General features: G+C 57.7%; 13 protein-coding genes, 2 tRNA genes and 1 pseudogene. 7 read left to right on the forward strand and 9 right to left on the reverse strand.

Annotated features, from left to right (window positions below; all coding sequences use genetic code 11):
- From H6B51_RS06250 to chvE, 6 genes and pseudogenes are all read right to left on the reverse strand, one after another.
- Positions 1-250, reverse strand: a pseudogene (locus H6B51_RS06250) (L-arabinose isomerase); the annotation flags it as partial.
- Positions 251-286: 36 nt separating this feature from the next.
- Entirely contained in the window at positions 287-1882 is a 1596-nt protein-coding gene (locus H6B51_RS06255; RefSeq protein ID WP_243421166.1) for a xylulokinase, read from the reverse strand.
- A 2-nt stretch (positions 1883-1884) separates the two neighbouring features.
- Complete coding sequence (locus tag H6B51_RS06260; protein ID WP_204882869.1) at positions 1885-2175, reverse strand: hypothetical protein; 291 nt, start codon at positions 2173-2175, stop codon at positions 1885-1887.
- Between the two features lie 28 nt (positions 2176-2203).
- Positions 2204-3403, reverse strand: a complete 1200-nt coding sequence (locus tag H6B51_RS06265) for an ABC transporter permease subunit (protein ID WP_204882870.1) — start codon at positions 3401-3403, stop codon at positions 2204-2206.
- On the reverse strand, positions 3403-4953 hold the full coding sequence (mmsA, locus tag H6B51_RS06270; RefSeq protein ID WP_204882871.1) for a multiple monosaccharide ABC transporter ATP-binding protein: 1551 nt from the start codon (positions 4951-4953) through the stop codon (positions 3403-3405). Before mmsA ends, H6B51_RS06265 begins: the two co-directional genes overlap by 1 nt.
- Before the next feature lie 171 nt (positions 4954-5124).
- Positions 5125-6276, reverse strand: a complete 1152-nt coding sequence (chvE, locus tag H6B51_RS06275; RefSeq protein ID WP_204882872.1) for a multiple monosaccharide ABC transporter substrate-binding protein — start codon at positions 6274-6276, stop codon at positions 5125-5127.
- A gap of 605 nt (positions 6277-6881) precedes the next feature.
- Here chvE and H6B51_RS06280 point away from each other — a divergent pair.
- Positions 6882-7943: a GntR family transcriptional regulator gene (locus H6B51_RS06280; protein ID WP_204882873.1), complete on the forward strand. Its 1062-nt coding sequence runs from the start codon at positions 6882-6884 to the stop codon at positions 7941-7943.
- An 89-nt stretch (positions 7944-8032) separates the two neighbouring features.
- Here H6B51_RS06280 and H6B51_RS06285 read toward each other — a convergent pair whose 3' ends face one another.
- A complete protein-coding gene (locus H6B51_RS06285; RefSeq protein WP_204882874.1) occupies positions 8033-10378 on the reverse strand; it encodes a SpoIIE family protein phosphatase in 2346 nt (781 codons plus the stop codon).
- A gap of 215 nt (positions 10379-10593) precedes the next feature.
- Here H6B51_RS06285 and H6B51_RS06290 point away from each other — a divergent pair.
- Positions 10594-10680, forward strand: a tRNA-Leu gene (locus tag H6B51_RS06290).
- A 3-nt stretch (positions 10681-10683) separates the two neighbouring features.
- Positions 10684-10760 (forward strand) — tRNA-Met (locus tag H6B51_RS06295).
- A gap of 111 nt (positions 10761-10871) precedes the next feature.
- Here the strand turns inward: H6B51_RS06295 and H6B51_RS06300 are convergent.
- Positions 10872-12059 carry a tyrosine-type recombinase/integrase gene (locus tag H6B51_RS06300; RefSeq protein ID WP_204882875.1) on the reverse strand — a complete coding sequence of 396 codons (1188 nt, stop codon included), beginning with the start codon at positions 12057-12059 and terminating at the stop codon, positions 10872-10874.
- A complete protein-coding gene (locus tag H6B51_RS06305; RefSeq protein ID WP_204882876.1) occupies positions 12059-12808 on the reverse strand; it encodes a helix-turn-helix transcriptional regulator in 750 nt (249 codons plus the stop codon). Before H6B51_RS06305 ends, H6B51_RS06300 begins: the two co-directional genes overlap by 1 nt.
- Positions 12809-12932: 124 nt before the next feature.
- Between H6B51_RS06305 and H6B51_RS06310 the strand changes: the two genes are divergently transcribed.
- The 4 genes from H6B51_RS06310 (at position 12933) to H6B51_RS06325 (ending at position 16736) form a co-directional block, all read left to right on the forward strand.
- Positions 12933-13136: a hypothetical protein gene (locus H6B51_RS06310; RefSeq protein WP_204882877.1), complete on the forward strand. Its 204-nt coding sequence runs from the start codon at positions 12933-12935 to the stop codon at positions 13134-13136.
- Positions 13129-13530, forward strand: coding sequence for a hypothetical protein (locus tag H6B51_RS06315; RefSeq protein WP_204882878.1), 402 nt, complete (start codon positions 13129-13131; stop codon positions 13528-13530). Before H6B51_RS06310 ends, H6B51_RS06315 begins: the two co-directional genes overlap by 8 nt.
- 130 nt (positions 13531-13660) lie before the next feature.
- Positions 13661-15898, forward strand: coding sequence for a phage/plasmid primase, P4 family (locus tag H6B51_RS06320; RefSeq protein WP_204882879.1), 2238 nt, complete (start codon positions 13661-13663; stop codon positions 15896-15898).
- 241 nt (positions 15899-16139) lie between these two features.
- Positions 16140-16736 (forward strand): hypothetical protein, encoded by a 597-nt coding sequence (locus H6B51_RS06325; RefSeq protein WP_204882880.1) that lies wholly within the window; start codon positions 16140-16142, stop codon positions 16734-16736.
- Positions 16737-16749 lie beyond the last annotated feature (13 nt).

The following is a 16749-nucleotide window of genomic DNA, read 5'->3' on the forward strand; positions in this document are numbered from 1 at the left end:
TGGAGGGGGAGAAGGTGTGGCACCAGGTGATGACGCCCAGACAGTTGTCGTCGTAGTTGGCCTCCTTGACCACGTCGGCGATCTCCTTGTTGGTCTTGGCGGTCACCTTATACACCAGCTTGCAGGGCAGGTTGCCGGAGGCGTTCATCTTGTCCGCCATCTCGGCGGCACGGGCGGCCACCGTCTCCAGCACCTCGGGGCCATACAGGAACTGACTGCCTACCACGAACCAAAATTCCTTGTTGTTCATGTAAATCTACCTCACATTATTCAAGATACGCAGAACTCAAATGTGCTCCACAGCAGCCCGCTCCACGGCCAGGCCCTCGCTGTAGCGGCGGATGAATGCGTTGAAGCCCTCCACATCGGCAGCCTCGGAAGCCAGGGTGGTCACAGCCTGACCGGCGAACACCTGGTTCGCCAGATAATCCTCCAGGGTCTGACCCTCCGCCTTGCACACCCGATAGGCGGCCAGCAGAGCCATACCCCAGGGGCCACCCTCGCCGGCAGTCTCCATGACGCTCACCGGCGCACCGGCGGCGGCGGCCATGATCCGCTGCCCCACCACCGGGGTCTTGAAGAAGCCGCCGTGGCCCAGCAGGCGATCCACCGCCACCTGCTCCCCGGCCAGGATGTCCATGCCCAGCTTCAGGGTAGCCAGAGCGGAGTAGAGCTGGGCCCGCATGAAGTTGGGGAAGTCCAGGACGGCCTCGGGAGCGCGGGCCAGCAGGGGCCGGCCTTCCTCCATGCCAGTGATGGGCTCGCCGGACAGATAGTTGTACAGCACCAGGCCACCGGCGTCGTCGGCCCCCTGGGCCGCCGACTGGAACATGGCGGTGTACAGGGCGTTCATATCGGGGGTCTGGCCCAGGGCGGTGAGCAGGCCCTTGAACACATTGGCCCAGGCGTTGATCTCATTGGTACAGTTGTTGCAGTGGACCATGGCCACCGGCTTGCCGGTGGGAGTGGTCACCATGTCGATCTCGGGGTAGACCTTGGACAGGGCCTTCTCCAGCACGATCATGGCAAACACGCTGGTGCCGGCGGACACGTTGCCGGTGCGCACGGCCACGGCGTTGGTGGCGGTCATGCCGGTGCCCGCGTCGCCCTCGGGGGGACACAAGGGGATACCGGCCTGGATGGCCCCGGTGGGATCCAGCAGCCTGGCGCCTTCAGCGGTAAGGGTACCGGCGTCCTCGCCGGCGGACAGCACGGCGGGCATGATGTCTCGCAGCTTCCAGGGATAGCCGCCCTCGGCGGCCAGAGCGTCAAAAGAGGCCAGCATGGTCTCGTCGTAGTCGCACTTGGCGCTGTCGATGGGGAACATTCCGCTGGCCTCGCCCACGCCCAGCACCTTTTTGCCGGTGAGCTTATAGTGGACATAGCCCGCCAGGGTGGTCAGGTAGGAGATGTACTTGACGTGGGGCTCCCCGTTGAGCATGGCCTGATAGAGGTGGGCAATGGACCATCTCTGGGGAATATTAAATTGGAACCGCTGGGTGAGAGCCTCAGCGGCCTGTCCGGTAATGGTGTTGCGCCAGGTGCGGAAAGGCACCAGCAGCTGGTCGTCCTTGTCCAGGGCCACATAGCCGTGCATCATGGCGGAGAAGCCCATGGCGGCCACCGCCGTCAGCTCCACGCCGTATTTGGCAGATACGTCGGCCTTCAGCTTGCCGTAGGCGTCCTGGAGGCCGGCCCACACATCCTCCATGTGATAGGTCCATACCCCGTCCTCCAGCCGGTTTTCCCAGCCGTGGTCGCCGGAAGCGATGGGGGCGTGATCCGCGCCGATGAGCACCGCCTTGATGCGGGTGGAGCCCATTTCGATGCCCAGATAGGTCTGACCGGAAGTGATCTGTTCCTTGATCTTGGTCTGATCCATGTTCAATTTCCCCTTTCACCCGTTCCGTGGGTGCCGTCATCCTTGTCGTCGTCGTCCGACTCATAAGGCAAACGGTACTCCCCCCGGATCAGGGCACGAATGGAGAAGAAGCACAGGAGCGCCCCCACCACCACAAACAAAATCACAGCCAGTCCAAACAGCGTGCCGTTTTCTCCCTGGAAAAAAGAGCCTCGAAGGCCCCAGGCCAGGTAGATCAGGTAGCCTCCGCACAAAATGCGCAGGATTAGGCTGAACTGAGGTGGATAACGTTTGTTGGTGGGGGTACGTTCCATGTGCTTCCTCCTTAGAAACTCAGGTTGATTAGCCCTTCTTGCGCTTGCTCAGCAGGTCCACGGTCACAGCACCCAGCAGCACGGCGCCCTTGACGATCTTCTGCACGTTGGTGTCGAAGCCGGCCAGGGACATACCGTTGTTCAGCACGCCCATGATCAGAGCGCCGACCACAGCGCCGATGATGGTACCAATACCGCCGGAGGTGGCGGCGCCGCCGATGTAGCAGGAGGCGATGGCGTCCATCTCGAACTGGTCGCCGGCCTTGGGGGTGGCGGAAGCGTTACGGGCGGAAAGGACGATGCCGGCCAGGCCGCACAGCAGGCCCATGTTGGCGTACACCCAGAAGAACACCTTCTCAGTGTTGATGCCGCTCAGGCGGGCAGCCTTGGCATTGCCGCCCATGGCATAGATCTGACGGCCGGCCACGGTCTGGGTGGTAATGAAGTGGTAGATGCCAACCACAACGGCCAGCAGGATGAGGAGCACGGGCACGCCGCTGAAGCAGCCCAGCTTATAGAAGAAGAAGAACTCGATGAAGATAATGACGGCGTCCTTGATGATGAGCTGCCAGGCGGGAGCCAGAGGCAGACCGTGCTTCTTGGAGGTGGCGATGCTCTTCAGCTCGCCCAGGATGATGAGAACAGCGATGACGATAGCAATGACAATGCTTACCAGGTCCACACCGCCGGCACCGTCCACGGCGCCGACCTTGATGGTGGGCAGGAAGCCGGTGGAGATCCAGGTGTAGTCAGCGGGCAGGGGGCCCTTGGTCTGGGCCTGCAGAATGACGTAGCAGATGCCGCGGCCCATCAGCATGGTGGCCAGGGTGACGATGAAGGGGGGGATGGCCAGCTTGGACACGAAGAAGCCGACGAAGGCGCCGAACACGATGCCCACTGCCAGGGAGGCCAGCATAGCCACGGGGGTGCTGGCGCCGAAGTCCACGATCAGGGTGCCGGCCACGGCGCCGCAGGAGGCGACCACGGAGCCGACGCCCAGGTCCACGTTACCGGTCAGGACGCAGAGCAGCATGCCGACGGCCAGGATGATAACGTAGCCGTTCTGCATGATCAGGTTGTTAACGTTGATGGCGGTCAGGTTCTTGCCGCCGGTGATGCCGGCGAAGATCAGGTATACGACGATGAGGGCCAGCACCATGCCGTATTGCTTCATGCTCAGGTTGACTTTCTTGCTGGCGGTAGCGGTCTTGACAGCAGTCTTTTCCATTATGCATCTCCCTTTCTGTTGTGCGCCATGATGCAGCCCATGATAGCCTCCTGGGTGATCTCGTCGCCGGACAGCTCGCCGGCGATCTCGCCCTCGTTGAGGACGTAAGTACGGTCACAGGTACCGATGATCTCGGGCATTTCCGAGGAAATGATAACCACGGCCTTGCCGGACTTGGCCAGCTCATTGATGACGCAGTAGATCTCGTACTTGGCGCCCACATCGATGCCGCGGGTGGGCTCGTCCAGGATGAGCACGTCGGGCTGGGTAAGCATCCATTTGGCCAGGACCACCTTCTGCTGGTTACCGCCGGACAGAGCACCCACGGCCTGCTCCACCGAGGTGGTCTTCACATTGATGCGCTGGCGGTACTCCTCGGCCTTGACAGCCTCGCTTTGCTGATCCACGATACCCTTGCGGGAGAAGAAGTTGCGCAGGGCGGACAGGGTCATGTTGAACTTGATGCTGTCGATGAGCACCAGGCCGTAGGTCTTACGGTCCTCAGACACATAGGCCAGCTTGTTGTTGATGGCCTGCCGCACGTTTTTCAGATCCACGTGCTTACCGTTGATCTTGATCTCTCCGGTGATCTTTTGACCATAGGAGTGGCCAAACAGGCTCATGGCCAACTCGGTACGCCCGGCGCCCATCAGGCCTGCCAGGCCCACCACTTCTCCCGCCCGGACCTGGATATTGATATCCTTCAGAATGTGCCGGGTGGAGTCATCGGGATGATAGACGTTCCAGTCCTTCACCTCAAAGATCACATCACCGATGGGGCAGTTTTCCCGCTTGGGATAACGGTTGGTGAGCTCACGGCCAACCATGCCCTTGATGATACGGTCCTCGGAGAAGTCATCGGTCTTTTTATCCAGCGTCTCGATGGTCTGGCCATCACGGATGATGGTAATGGAGTCAGCCACGTAGCTGATCTCGTTGAGCTTATGAGAGATGATGATACAGGTCATGCCCTGGGCCTTCAGCTGGAGCATCAGCTCCAGCAGCTGGGCGGATTCCTTATCATTCAGGGCGGCGGTGGGCTCGTCCAGAATGAGCAGGTCGGCCTTCTTGCCCAGCGCCTTGGCGATCTCGATGAGCTGCTGCTTGCCCACGCCCAGGGAGTTGACCGGGACGTTGACATTCTCGTGCTCCAGGCCCACCCGGGCCAGCAGCTCCTGGGCCTCCCGGCGAGTGGCGGTCCAGTCGATCATGCCTCCCTTCTTCCGCTCGTTGCCGATGAACACGTTCTCAGCGATGGAGAGGAAGGGAGAGAGGGCCAGCTCCTGATGGATGATGACGATGCCCTTGCGTTCACTGTCCTTGATGCTGTGGAATTTGCAGACCTCGCCCTTATAGACGATATCGCCGGTGTACTCGCCGTAAGGGTACACGCCGGAGAGCACGTTCATCAGGGTGGACTTGCCGGCGCCGTTCTCACCGCAGATGGCCATGATCTCTCCCGGCTTGACCTTGAGATTAACGTCATTCAAGGCCCGCACACCGGAGAATTCCTTGACGATGTGGTTCATTTCCAGGATGTATTCCGACATTTTCTCAACTCCTTTTCACAAACACCGATCGATGTCCTCGCCGGGGCACATCTGAAAGGCCGGCGGAGACCGCCGCACGCCATTCAGATACGCCCCGCGCAGAGAAAAGGAAGGGGCGGCGGCAGACTGCCGCCGCCCCTTGCTCGACTGATGTTGAACTGTGTTTGACGATTACTCAGCCAGCTGCTCGGCGGTGTAGTAACCGCTGTCAACCAGCAGCTCCTGGTAGTTGTCCTTGTCAACGGCCAGGGGAGTGCACAGGTAGGAGGGAACCACCATGACGCCGTTGTCGTAGGTCTCGGTGTCGTTGATCTCGGGCTCGGTGCCGTTGATCACAGCGTTGACCATGGTCACGCACTTCTCAGCCAGCAGGCGGGTGTCCTTGTAGATGGACATGGTCTGCTTGCCAGAGATGATGTTCTTGGTGGCCATGAGCTCGGCGTCCTGACCGGTGATCATGGGCCAGTTGGCCTCGGTGTAGCCGGCAGCCTCCAGAGCGGAGCGGCAGCCATAGGCGAAGCCGTCGAAAGCGGAGCAGATGATGTCCAGATCCTCGTCAGCATAGAAGCCGGAGAGGTAGTTCTCGCACATCTTCTGGGCCTCCTCCTGGCTCCAGCGGAGGATACAGGTGTCGTCGAAGGAGGTACGGCCGGTCTTGCAGACCAGGGTGCCGTCATCCAGGTAGGGCTGGAGGACTTCCATGATGCCCTGATAGAGCAGCACGGCGTTGTTGTCGTCGGGAGAACCCATGAAGAACTCGATGGTATAGCTCTCGCCAGCGGCCTTGGCGGCCTCCAGGTCCTTGTGCTCCACGATGTACTCGGCGATGGCGGTGCCCACGCCCTTGTTATCGAAGGAAGCGTAGTAGGAAACAGCGTCGGTGTCCATCAGCAGACGGTCATAGGCGATGATGGGGATGCCGGCGGTCTTGGCCTGAGCCTCAACGGTGGTCAGAGCGCCGGAGTCAACAGCGGCGATGACCAGGCAGTCCACCTGCTGGGCAACCATGTTCTCGATCTGGGAGACCTGCATCTGCACGTCGTCCTCGGCGTACTGCAGGACCACCTCGTAGCCCAGGGCCTCCAGCTGAGCCTTCATGTTGGCGCCGTCGTTGATCCAGCGCTCGGAAGACTGGGTGGGCATGGCGATGCCGACGGTCTTGCCGGCGCCGGTCTGCTCGCCGCCGGAGCCGGTCTCAGTGCCAGCGGGAGTGGTCTCGGTGCCGCCGGCGGGAGACTGGGTGGTGCCGCCGCCGCCGCCGCAGGCCGCCAGGGAAGCGCCCATGGCAAGAGCGAGGAGCAGAGCGATCAGTTTCTTCTTCATGCCAAATTCCTCCATTTTCTGTTTTGGTCCCTCAGGACCGCGTTTGTGAACCCTTGGGTTCCCTGTTCCTAAGTATATACCCCATGTGCAAAAAGTCAATAAAATGTACGAACAATTCACACTTTCTCAATATATAACAAGACAATTCAATCCAATTTACCGCAAAAAACTCTACCCAATCTATTGATATTGCAATAATGTTTTAAAATTAAATAAAATCTCAGATATATTGCAACTTTTTTCAATCATTTTTCAAAAAAATGTATTTGGTTATTTTGCACACCCGTCGTTTAGCAACTTATTGGTTTTTTGATATATTATGATTTATGCTGCATAACCCCCGTATTGCGCCTCATTTTTAATATAATTTGCATATATTTACTTCATGGCACACGCCATCATCATTTTACCTTGTCCACAAATAGTTCAATACAATTTCACTTTGTTCTTGCGCCTTCCATACAAATATGTTATGCTTATTCTACACAATTGGTTCTTTGCCTCAGTTGTCTTATGCCCCGGAAAGGCTCCGCCGCCCATGGAATGTGTACGGCGCCCCTGTCCCTCAAGTGGCTCCATTCTATGCGTATGGCGAGGTGTAACTGATGCAACATAAATACCAGACAGTGGCAGACACATTGCGCGCCGCAATTCAAAGCGGGCTCTACGAGGATACCATGCTGCTGCCCACGGAACAGGCTCTTTGCCAGCAGTTCCAGGTCAGCCGCCAGACCGTCCGCCAGGCCCTGTCTCTCCTGGCCGCCGAAGGTCTGATCGAACGCCGGCAGGGTAGCGGCTCTCATATTTTGGATCAGGGCACCCCCCGGCGCCGCACGGTGGCGGTGGTCATTACCTATATTAATAATTATATCTTCCCCTCCATCCTGCGGGAGATCGAAAATGTGCTTGCCGCCAACAACGCCGCCCCCACCTTGTTCTCTACTCAGAATCAGATATCTACAGAGCGGCGTATCCTTCAATCCCTGTTGGAGGGCACTCACCCCGACGGTATTCTGGTGGAGGGCAGCAAGACCGGCCTGCCCAACCCCAACCTGGATCTGTACCGTGCCCTTATTGACGAAGGCATTCCCCTAGTGTTCATGCACGGGGATTACCGCCGTCTGCCAGGCTCCCTGTCGGTGCTGGACGACAACTACGGCGGAGGGCGCCAGTTAGTGGAATATCTCCACCGAAAGGGGCACAGATCCATTGCCGGTATTTTCAAAAACGACGATATGCAGGGACTCCAGCGGTATTCCGGCTATGCTGACGCCCTGCGGGATCTGGGCCTGCCTTTGGAGGACAAGCAGGTCTACTGGTACAACACTGAGAGCAAAATGGACTTACTGGGCACCGATGATTCCTGGACAGCGGTAGACCGGGTTATCAAGGGCTGTACCGCCGTGGTGTGCTACAACGATGAGATTGCGTCCCGCCTGGTGACCTACCTGCTGAAAAAGGATATCCGTATTCCCAAAGACATCGCCGTGGTCAGCTTTGACAACAGCCAGTACAGCGAGTTGTCTCCCATCGGTATCACCTCTCTGTCCCACGGGGACTACAATGTGGGGCAGATGGCCGCTGAATTACTGGTGCGTCGGCTGCGGGGAGAGGAGTGTACCTCCGAGGTGGCTCCCTGGTTCCTCATCGAACGGGACAGCAGCTGAGCAACCTTGCACTTAATCCATCCTTCAACGACAGCCCCCGGGGTTCCGGCGTGTCCGGAGCCCCGGGGGCTGTCATTTTGCCAAATGGCCTATCGTCTGGTCAGCCTGAGCACCAGAGCGGTGCGGTCGTCCCCGCCACCACCCTGCTCCGCACTCTGATCCAGGATGGCCTGGGCCAATTCCCGAGGACTGGCCCCCTCAAAGGCTGCCAGCCTGTCCCGGATCCACTGGTCCCCTTTCCCCGACGTGACGCCGTCCGTGACCAGCAGCACACAGTCCCCCGCCTCCAGCTTCAGGTGGGTCTGATCAGGGCTCCCTCCGTCGCCGCCCGACAGCCCGGCGGGCAGGGCGCATCCGGTAATACGGCTGACGCTGCTCCCCTTTTTCACATAGCTGGGCGCCGCGCCATATTTGTAGATATCCCCCTCACCGGTAAAGAGGTCGATCCGCAGCAGGTCGATGGTGGAAAAGCCGATCTCCTCCTCCCCTCGGAGGGCCAGAGCCGCGCTGAGGGTACGAAGGGCGTTTTCCGGTCGTACCCCCGCCCGGAGGAACTGCTCCAGCAGTCGTACCGCCAGGGCGCTCTCCCGCTGGGCCAGCCGCCCAACTCCCATACCGTCGCACAGAAGTACATACAGGGAACCGTCGTCGTGCTTGAACCAAGCCCCCGTGTCCCCGGACACGGTCTGGCCATCCTTCTGCCGTGCAGCCACTCCGGCCACCGCCATCAGGGGCTCGCCCTGTACCAGCACCAATTTGTCCCGCCGGGTCTCCTCCCCCATGCGCAGAGGAAAGTTCATCAGCCTGGACAGCTTTTCCAGGCTCTCCTTTTGACGTAGTCTGGATAATCCCGCCCCCTCCAATTCGATGCGCAGGTGCCCCGCCTCGTCATAATAAGCCGCAATCTGACACTCCAGTCCCTGGGCCGTCAAATACTGCCGCAGCCGCCTCTCCCGCACTTTGTCCGGAATTAACTCTGCCCCCAGCTCAGCGGCCGCCTCTCCCAGAACCTGGGCCAACTCCCCATACTGTCGGCAGACCGCCGCCCGGTTTTCCCGCAGACGGCTCTGATACTGCCGGCGATACAACAGGGCCGCCAGCTCCTCGTTGGCCGCCGACACAAATTCGTTGAACCTGACGCAGCGGTTGGCAAAATAGGCAGGGAAATCCCCGCCATCCCCCCTTCCCCGCTCCAGCATAGCGGGCAAGGCGTCGTTGAGGGCATTATAGGTGGATACGTAATCCCGCTGCCAACAGGCATTTTGCAAGGCACATTTCTTGCAGACCCGGTCCGCCGTCCGATCAAACACGCTGGCTGTATCGCCGTCGTTGGGCCGGATGGGGCGCAGCGTGGTCCGCATAGACTCATACAAGCTTTTGAAGGCAGCAGCTGTATCCTCCATTCGGCCTTTCACATAGTGCATGGCTCGCTCTTGAGCCGCCTGCTGGGGGGCGTCGTCCACCAGGGCCCCTACCTGCCGCAGCAGCCCCTCTGGTAGCAGCAGAAAGACCACAGACGCCGCAAAGACCTCATAAAGCAATGGGATGTGCATGCCGTCCTTCCATGTCCACAGCACCGCCAGGGCATTGGACAGCACATAGGCCAGGGCTGCGGCCAGCTTTCCCTGACGATGGAAGACCCCAGCCATCACCCCGGACAGAGCGTAGGCCATGGCGTAAAAGGGCATACCGCCCGCGGACAGGTCCATGCCTAAGCCTACTGCCACTCCAGCGGTGGCGCCCGCCCTGACGCCTCCCTTGTATGCCACAGCCATCACCGCCGCAGCCCCGGCAAACCGTCCCACCGACAGTTCTCCCAGCAAAGTGAGCTTGGACAGCGTAAGTAGCAGAGAGCCCAGCACCAACAGCAAGCTGATGATCTGCCGGGCGGTCAGGCTCTCCTCCTCCCGCTTCTCCGTCCAAGGTGTAAAAGCAATACGATAGAAATATACCGCTCCTCCGCACAGCAGCAGCTCGGTGCCAAAATAGATTAAACTCTGGGGCGTCCATCCCTGCTCGGACAAGCAGATAAAGCCCGTGGCGCCGTCAATCGCCGCTGCCGCCAGAGGCATGAACCAACTCTTGCGATAGAGCCCCACGTCAAAAAAAGCAAATGCTACTGAAAATACCAGAATGGCCGCCGCCACGTAGCGCAGCCCTTCCGCCAGCCCCTCCATGGCCAGATACCCAAAACAGACCCCAAGCAGGGCACAGAACCCATCCAATCCGGAACCGGAGGCACCTACCAGCCCGATACCAAAGGGCGCATATCCCCCAAAGATCTCCGCTCCCGCCAACAGCGCCCCCAGCAAGAAGCGGATCATACATTCTGCCAGACGCACCAGCACGGGCGCCCGCAGCACCACCTTTCCCGTTTCCCGGGCCTCCTCCCGCAGGCGGGCCGCCCTGGTTTTCAGCTTTTCCTTTGTCGCCATGGTATTGTCTCCTTTGCCGCCGGGCCTGTCCAGCCGGCCAGTAGTATGATCAGTGTATACCACATTTTGGAAAAATTTAGTCGGAACCGCTGCTCTTCCCTATTCCTCCCCTGAAGAATCCCATTTTATATTTTTTTGCAATTCACCCTTGACAGATAGCCTACCCTGTGTTATTCTATTTAGGCACTCAGTGAGCGAGATCGGAAGCCCTCCATGCCGGAGTGGCGGAATTGGCAGACGCCCGGGATTTAAAATCCCGTAGGAGTGATCCTGTGCCGGTTCGATCCCGGTCTCCGGCACCATATCGCGGGGTAGAGCAGTTTGGTAGCTCGTCGGGCTCATAACCCGGAGGTCGAAGGTTCAAATCCTTCCCCCGCAACCAGAAAAAAACACCTGATTCCACGAGAATCAGGTGTTTTTTATTACTTTTCTGCCATTTTTAAAAATGAGGCGTGTCGAGAAATTCAACTTTAATTCAACTCGCCTCTCAAATTCAAGCCTTTTTCAAAAAGATATCCGACAAGATATCTGCATTGCGCTGGTCGGCCTCCTCCATTACATGGGCGTAAATATTGGCCGTGGTGCTGACCTGGGCGTGTCCCAGCCGTTTGGAAATGCTCACACTGTCCACCCCATTGAAGTACAGCATGGAGGCCATTGTGTGCCGGAAGGCATGGGCGTTAATGTGTGGGAGTCCGTGGCGCTTGCTGAACTTCTTGAGATAGTCGGTCACGCTGTCCGGGTGCATGGGCTTGCCGTTGTCCTGAGAGAATACGAAGTCCTGATTCTGGTAGTACTCCCCCAGTCGCAGCCGTTCCTCCGCCTGCCATGCCCGATACCGCCGGAGTAGCTGCATTGTCTCAACAGGTAGTGTGATGTACCGCCGGGATCGTTCCGTTTTGGGCGTACTCTCATAGATGCCGATATCCGGGGAATAAAGGATGCTATTGCAAATATAGATCCGGTTCCCCTCAAAGTCCACCTTGTCCCATTTCAGCCCCAGCACTTCCCCACGCCGTGCGCCGGTGATAAGCAGCAGGTGGACAAGCATTTTCCACTTCATAGGTTCCAGCTCCAGTGCGTCCCGGATCGCCGCCACCTGTTCCGGCTGGAAGTAGTTCACTTCCTTGTGTTCTGCTTTTGGCAGTGTGGCACGGCTGGCGACATTGAACGGGACAAGGCCCTCCTTCACCGCCTGCTCCAGCACCGTGGAAATGAGCCTGTGGTGTTCCAGGATCGTCTTTGCGGACAGCTTACCGCCCCGCTTGTTCTGTCCGTCCTGTCCCAGCAAGGTGTATAGATCGTTCAGGTGGTCGGCCCGCAGCTCCCGCAGCTTGATGTGGCCTATCTGTGGGTAAATCCGGCCTGTCAGCTCCTTGTATCTCACAATGGTTGAGTGCTTCACCCCCCGTTGCTCTTTCAGACCAATTACATAATCGCAGTAGGCGGCAAACTTCTGGCGGCTGTCAGAAGTCATGCCCTCTTTGCACTCTTTCTCAAAGGTCGCGGCGAAAGCCTCGGCCTTTTTTCTTGCGCTCTTTTCCGTCCATGTGGGCGATACCTCAAACGTAGCCGTCCAGGGCTTGAGCTGCTTGCCGTCCATCCCCCGGCCACGATGGACGCGGATAGAGTAGGAAACCAGCTTGCCGGACTTGTCGCGGCGCTCTTGAATGTTAGCCACTATTGGTCACCTTCTTTCTGCTCGTTTGAAGTTTCTCCTTTATTCTGATATCGCGGATTCTCCACCAATCCGTGTAGCATACATAGCGCAGCCTCATGACCATCACTGTTTAATTTCTCCATTATCTGAGCCACCACAATACTGATGTGTCCCATAATAGAATCACCATTTGAGAATTTGACCGTCCATTGGGTGATATCCGCCGGAGCCGGTAATTGTCCATACAATGTAGCTATTTCTATTTTAAGGGCTTTTGAAATCTTATCCAGATCTTTTGTTGATGCCGTTCCCGCATTTTCTTCATAGGCGCATATTATTTCTAGCGGAATCCCTGTTGCCTCAGAGAGACGTTCAGCTGTCATATTGCGTTTTGCACGATATCGTTTGATATTTCCGCCAACTACAACACCTACTTCACCTGATGCCTTACCTCTGTTTGTCTGCCAGATACCATTTACGCTATCTTTCAAAAGAGTATTTCTCTCCGCCCTGCTGGCGTTTTCTTCTTCGTCATTCATGAACCCCCCATGTCCCATGAGCCAGTCTAAGTGGACACCAGGAAATATCTTTACAATGTTTTCTGCTGCATCCAACGTCAAATTCCTGCGACCATTTACAATATAGGAGATATGCTCTTTGGTATATCCAATCTTTTGAGCAAGGTCTTTCTGATCCATGCCATAGTAGGAAAGCAGCTTGCGCAAGTTTTCCCCCCGAATTTTGTTAACTTCACTCTTTTTTCGCGCCATTTCACCCGCCCCTTAAACAATCATAAAAGTTATTTGACTTTTGACTTTATTAACATTTACAGTTATACTATACCACAGAAGGGGACGCAACGCAACCCCAAGCCAAAAGAAAGGACGATAAAACATGGAAAAAACAATTCCCCGCTTTATGTCCATCCGTGAAGTGGCAAGAACCGGCCTATTATCAGAGTATGCCTTGCGCTTGATGGAGAAGCAGAAGCAACTCCCCTGTGTATATACGGGGAAAAAATGCCTCATCAACTTTGACAAGTTGGTGGAGCAACTGAACAGTGCAACACCGGAAGGAGGCGCAGCGGCTAATGTCTAAAAGAAAAAACGCCGCCCCAGTGCTGGCACACTGGGAGCGGCAGACGGAAACGGGGACTTTTAGCGGAGCCACCACTTCCACCAGCTATAATAACACGCAGCAAACCGGCAGACAACCGGGAAAAATCGAGCGGCTTTTATCCCACGGCGCAGAGAACGCCGTCCCGCTCCAGCACCTGGTGACCCTAACCGAGCTCCCCGCCCGCCAAGTCCGCAAAATGATTCAGCTGGAACGCTTGCGGGGCGCTCAGATCCTGGCCGACAACCAGAACGGCTATTTTTTGCCCAACAGTCAATCCGATGTGGACAACTTCGTCCGCAGTATGCTCCACCGGGCGCATGAGATCGCCCGCGTTGCCAACACCGTGCGACTGAGGGGGCGATTGATTGACTGAGTTTTACCCAGATGGACTTCCCCAGGAGCTGAAAGGCATCGGACGCTGGTGCGTGTGGAGATATGAACAGCGAGCGGGCCGAGACAAGCCTACCAAATGCCCGTACAACCCCCGAACCGGGGGCGGGGCTATGTCCAATAACCCCAGCACATTCAGCACCTTCCAGGAGGCCGCAGCCGCACTATGGCGCGGCGGTTTTGACGGCCTGGGCGTGGGCGTGTTTGACGGCCTTTGTGCCATTGACATTGACCACTGTATAGCGGAGGACGGCATCCCTTCCCCGCTGGCTGTGGACATTGTTTCCACAATGGAGAGCTACACCGAAACCAGCCCCAGCGGGCAGGGGGTACGGATCTTCTTCCGGGCCTCTGGCTTTAACTACGACAAGGCCCACTACTACACCATGAACGCAAAGCAGGGGCTGGAAATCTATGTTTCCGGCGCTACTTCTAAATTTCTGACCGTCACCGGCAACTCCGAACCCTGGGCGGGGCCATTCCCTATCTGCGAGCGGGCGGAGGCATTGCAGACCATCCTTAACAAGTATATGGTTCGACCCGCTCGAACCGCTCCAGATGCCACCAAAGCGCCCCAGGCACCCCTTGACCTGTCAGACGCTGAGATTATTTCAAAAGCGCACAGCGCCCGTAACGGGGCCGCATTCGCCGCCTTGTGGAATGGGGACACTTCCGCCTATGGTAGCCACTCGGAGGCAGACATGGGCCTTTGTAATATGCTGGCCTTTTGGACAGGATGCAACGCCGGACAGATGGACAGGCTTTTCAGATCGTCCGGCCTGATGCGTGAAAAATGGGATCGCTCGCAGAGCGGCAGCACCTATGGAGCCTTAACCATTGCAGAAGCTATCCACACCTGTACCCGTACTTATTCAGCACCAATAGAACACCAACAGGACACACACAGGCCACCAACAGAACACATAAAAAATCCGCCAGAGCAAGTCAGACCGCCGGACTTTTCGGACGCTGGCAATGCGGAGGTATTTACCCAAAGATACCAGGAGGACCTGTTATTCTCTGATGCCCTGGGCTGGCTGGCGTGGAGCGGGACACACTGGGAACGCAGCGACCACCGCGCCCTCACTCTGGCAACCAAGCTATCCGGGGAAATGCTGGCCGATGCTCAGCAGGAATACCGGGCCGCTCTTGTGGGTATGGCAGAGGCAAAGGCGGCGGAGGCAGAGGGCACCGGCAAGCCGGAGGATATGGAGCGGGCCACCAGCCGGGCCGCAAGTGCAAAGGCATACCTCACCCACGCCAAGCAGACCCGCAGCGCCGGACGGCTAAAAAATATGCTGGAGCTGGCAAAGCCCGCCTTTGTGGTCAAGGCTGACACCCTGGACGCAAACCCGGCAGACCTGAACACCCCCGCCGGTATCATTGACCTGAATACCGGGGAGTTGCGACCCCATGACCGGGCGGCACGATGCAGCCAGATCACCACCACCTTCCCCGGAGAACAGGGGGCGCAGATGTGGGACACCTTCCTGGACACCATTACCCAGGGGGACGGCAGCTTGCGGGGTTTTCTCCAGCTTGTGGCCGGTATGGCCCTCCACGGAAAAGTCTACCATGAAGGTTTACTTTTGGCCCACGGAGCAGGCCGGAACGGCAAAAGCACCTTCTTTAATGCCCTGGCCGCTGTCCTGGGTGACTATGCCGGAAGTATAGACATCGACACCTTTACCACCGACCGGCAGAACAGAGGCGCAGCCCTGGCAACTCTGCGAGGCAAGCGCCTTGTGATTGCTGGAGAGCTGGAGGAAGGGCGGCGGCTATCCGTTGCCACGGTGAAAAAGGTATGCTCCACCGACCGGATCACTATTGAAGAAAAGTACAAGGCCCCGGAGACTATTACCCCTTCCCATACCTTGTGCCTGTTCACCAACCACCTGCCCCGTGTGGGCAGCACTGACCCCGGCACCTGGCGGCGGTTGATTGTAGTACCCTTCCGGGCCACCATCCCCACACAGGGGAGCCGGTCAAACTATGGTGACATTCTGGTGCAAGAGGCCGGGCCATCTATTCTGGCCTGGGCCATCGAGGGAGCCGTGAACTTTGCACGCAACGGCTACCAGCTCCAGACCCCGGATGTGGTGGAGGAAGTCACCGAGGCATACCGAGGGCAGGAGGACTGGGTGGGCAACTTCCTTTCGGAGTGCTGCACCCTGGAGCCTGGGGCATGGATACCGGCCTCTAATCTGTACCGCCGATACCGTGAATGGGCAGAGGGAGCGGGAGACTATGTGCGCCGACTGCCTGACTTTAACACCGCCCTGGAAAACCGAGGACTGGCCAAAAAAAGGACAAAAACCTGCAATGTATGGCAGGGAGTTGGGATGCAGTAACACCCCAAAAGGTGGAGCTACTGGGTGGAGGTGGAGCTACTTTCCTATTGTTTAAAAAAATCAGGAAAAATGAAACCCTTATAGGGACTTTGGGGGAAATAGCTCCACCACCTCCACCAAAACCCGCAATCCCTTGTGGGAGTAAGGATAGAGCCGGTGGAGGCACCTCCACCCCACCTCCACCCGGTGGAGGTACATCCCCGGTTTTCAATCTATTTAGGCATAAAACGAGGAAAAACCCATGTACTACCGATGTAACGCCGGAGGCTGGAACCGCAGCCACGGGCAGATAGAGCGGACACCCCGGCTAGATAGCTTTGAGCTGCCACTAGGCAAGCCGTGGGAGATCATGTATTGCGGATGCCCTGACCGTGGAGACAAGCCGGTAGAGGTGGACGCAGAGGGCAACACGGCCCACCTTTACCTGACCGGCTGGCGGAAATGCGCAACGGTGAAGCTGTCACACAAGCCCAATGGATACGGCGGACAGCAGACTTTCTTTCTCTGCCCCCAGTGTGGGGAGAGGGTGAGGTACCTGTACCTGAAAGAAGATCGTTTCCTTTGCCGCAAGTGCGCCCGCCTGAACTACCGCAGCCAGCAGCGAACCGAGGGCAGCATGACCCACTACGAGGCCGGAATGGCCTTTGTAAACCGGCGCTTGAAATTTCCAGAGTATGTGCCGGACGGCTTTTCCTTTGTGGAGTATGTGCCGGAGAAACCGCCGGGAATGTGGTACAGGACATACTATCGCCATTTGAAGCGGTTCTTCCGCTACCGAGACAGACACACACAGCGACTAATACAAGACCTAACCCGGATCACCGGGAAATTCAAATGATAAGGAGATAAAA

Source organism: Pseudoflavonifractor phocaeensis (assembly GCF_016901955.1).
Lineage (GTDB): Bacteria > Bacillota > Clostridia > Oscillospirales > Oscillospiraceae > Flavonifractor > Flavonifractor phocaeensis_A.

Excerpts from the sequence above, each read along its gene's own strand:
- H6B51_RS06260 (WP_204882869.1), bottom strand. The coding sequence starts at position 2,175 with ATGGAACGTACCCCCACCAACAAACGTTATCCACCTCAGTTCAGCCTA.
- H6B51_RS06280 (WP_204882873.1), top strand. The coding sequence starts at position 6,882 with ATGCAACATAAATACCAGACAGTGGCAGACACATTGCGCGCCGCAATT.
- H6B51_RS06255 (WP_243421166.1), bottom strand. The coding sequence starts at position 1,882 with ATGGATCAGACCAAGATCAAGGAACAGATCACTTCCGGTCAGACCTAT.
- H6B51_RS06325 (WP_204882880.1), top strand. The coding sequence starts at position 16,140 with ATGTACTACCGATGTAACGCCGGAGGCTGGAACCGCAGCCACGGGCAG.
- mmsA (WP_204882871.1), bottom strand. The coding sequence starts at position 4,953 with ATGTCGGAATACATCCTGGAAATGAACCACATCGTCAAGGAATTCTCC.
- H6B51_RS06285 (WP_204882874.1), bottom strand. The coding sequence starts at position 10,378 with ATGGCGACAAAGGAAAAGCTGAAAACCAGGGCGGCCCGCCTGCGGGAG.
- H6B51_RS06305 (WP_204882876.1), bottom strand. The coding sequence starts at position 12,808 with ATGGCGCGAAAAAAGAGTGAAGTTAACAAAATTCGGGGGGAAAACTTG.
- H6B51_RS06265 (WP_204882870.1), bottom strand. The coding sequence starts at position 3,403 with ATGGAAAAGACTGCTGTCAAGACCGCTACCGCCAGCAAGAAAGTCAAC.
- H6B51_RS06315 (WP_204882878.1), top strand. The coding sequence starts at position 13,129 with ATGTCTAAAAGAAAAAACGCCGCCCCAGTGCTGGCACACTGGGAGCGG.
- chvE (WP_204882872.1), bottom strand. The coding sequence starts at position 6,276 with ATGAAGAAGAAACTGATCGCTCTGCTCCTCGCTCTTGCCATGGGCGCT.
- H6B51_RS06310 (WP_204882877.1), top strand. The coding sequence starts at position 12,933 with ATGGAAAAAACAATTCCCCGCTTTATGTCCATCCGTGAAGTGGCAAGA.
- H6B51_RS06320 (WP_204882879.1), top strand. The coding sequence starts at position 13,661 with ATGTCCAATAACCCCAGCACATTCAGCACCTTCCAGGAGGCCGCAGCC.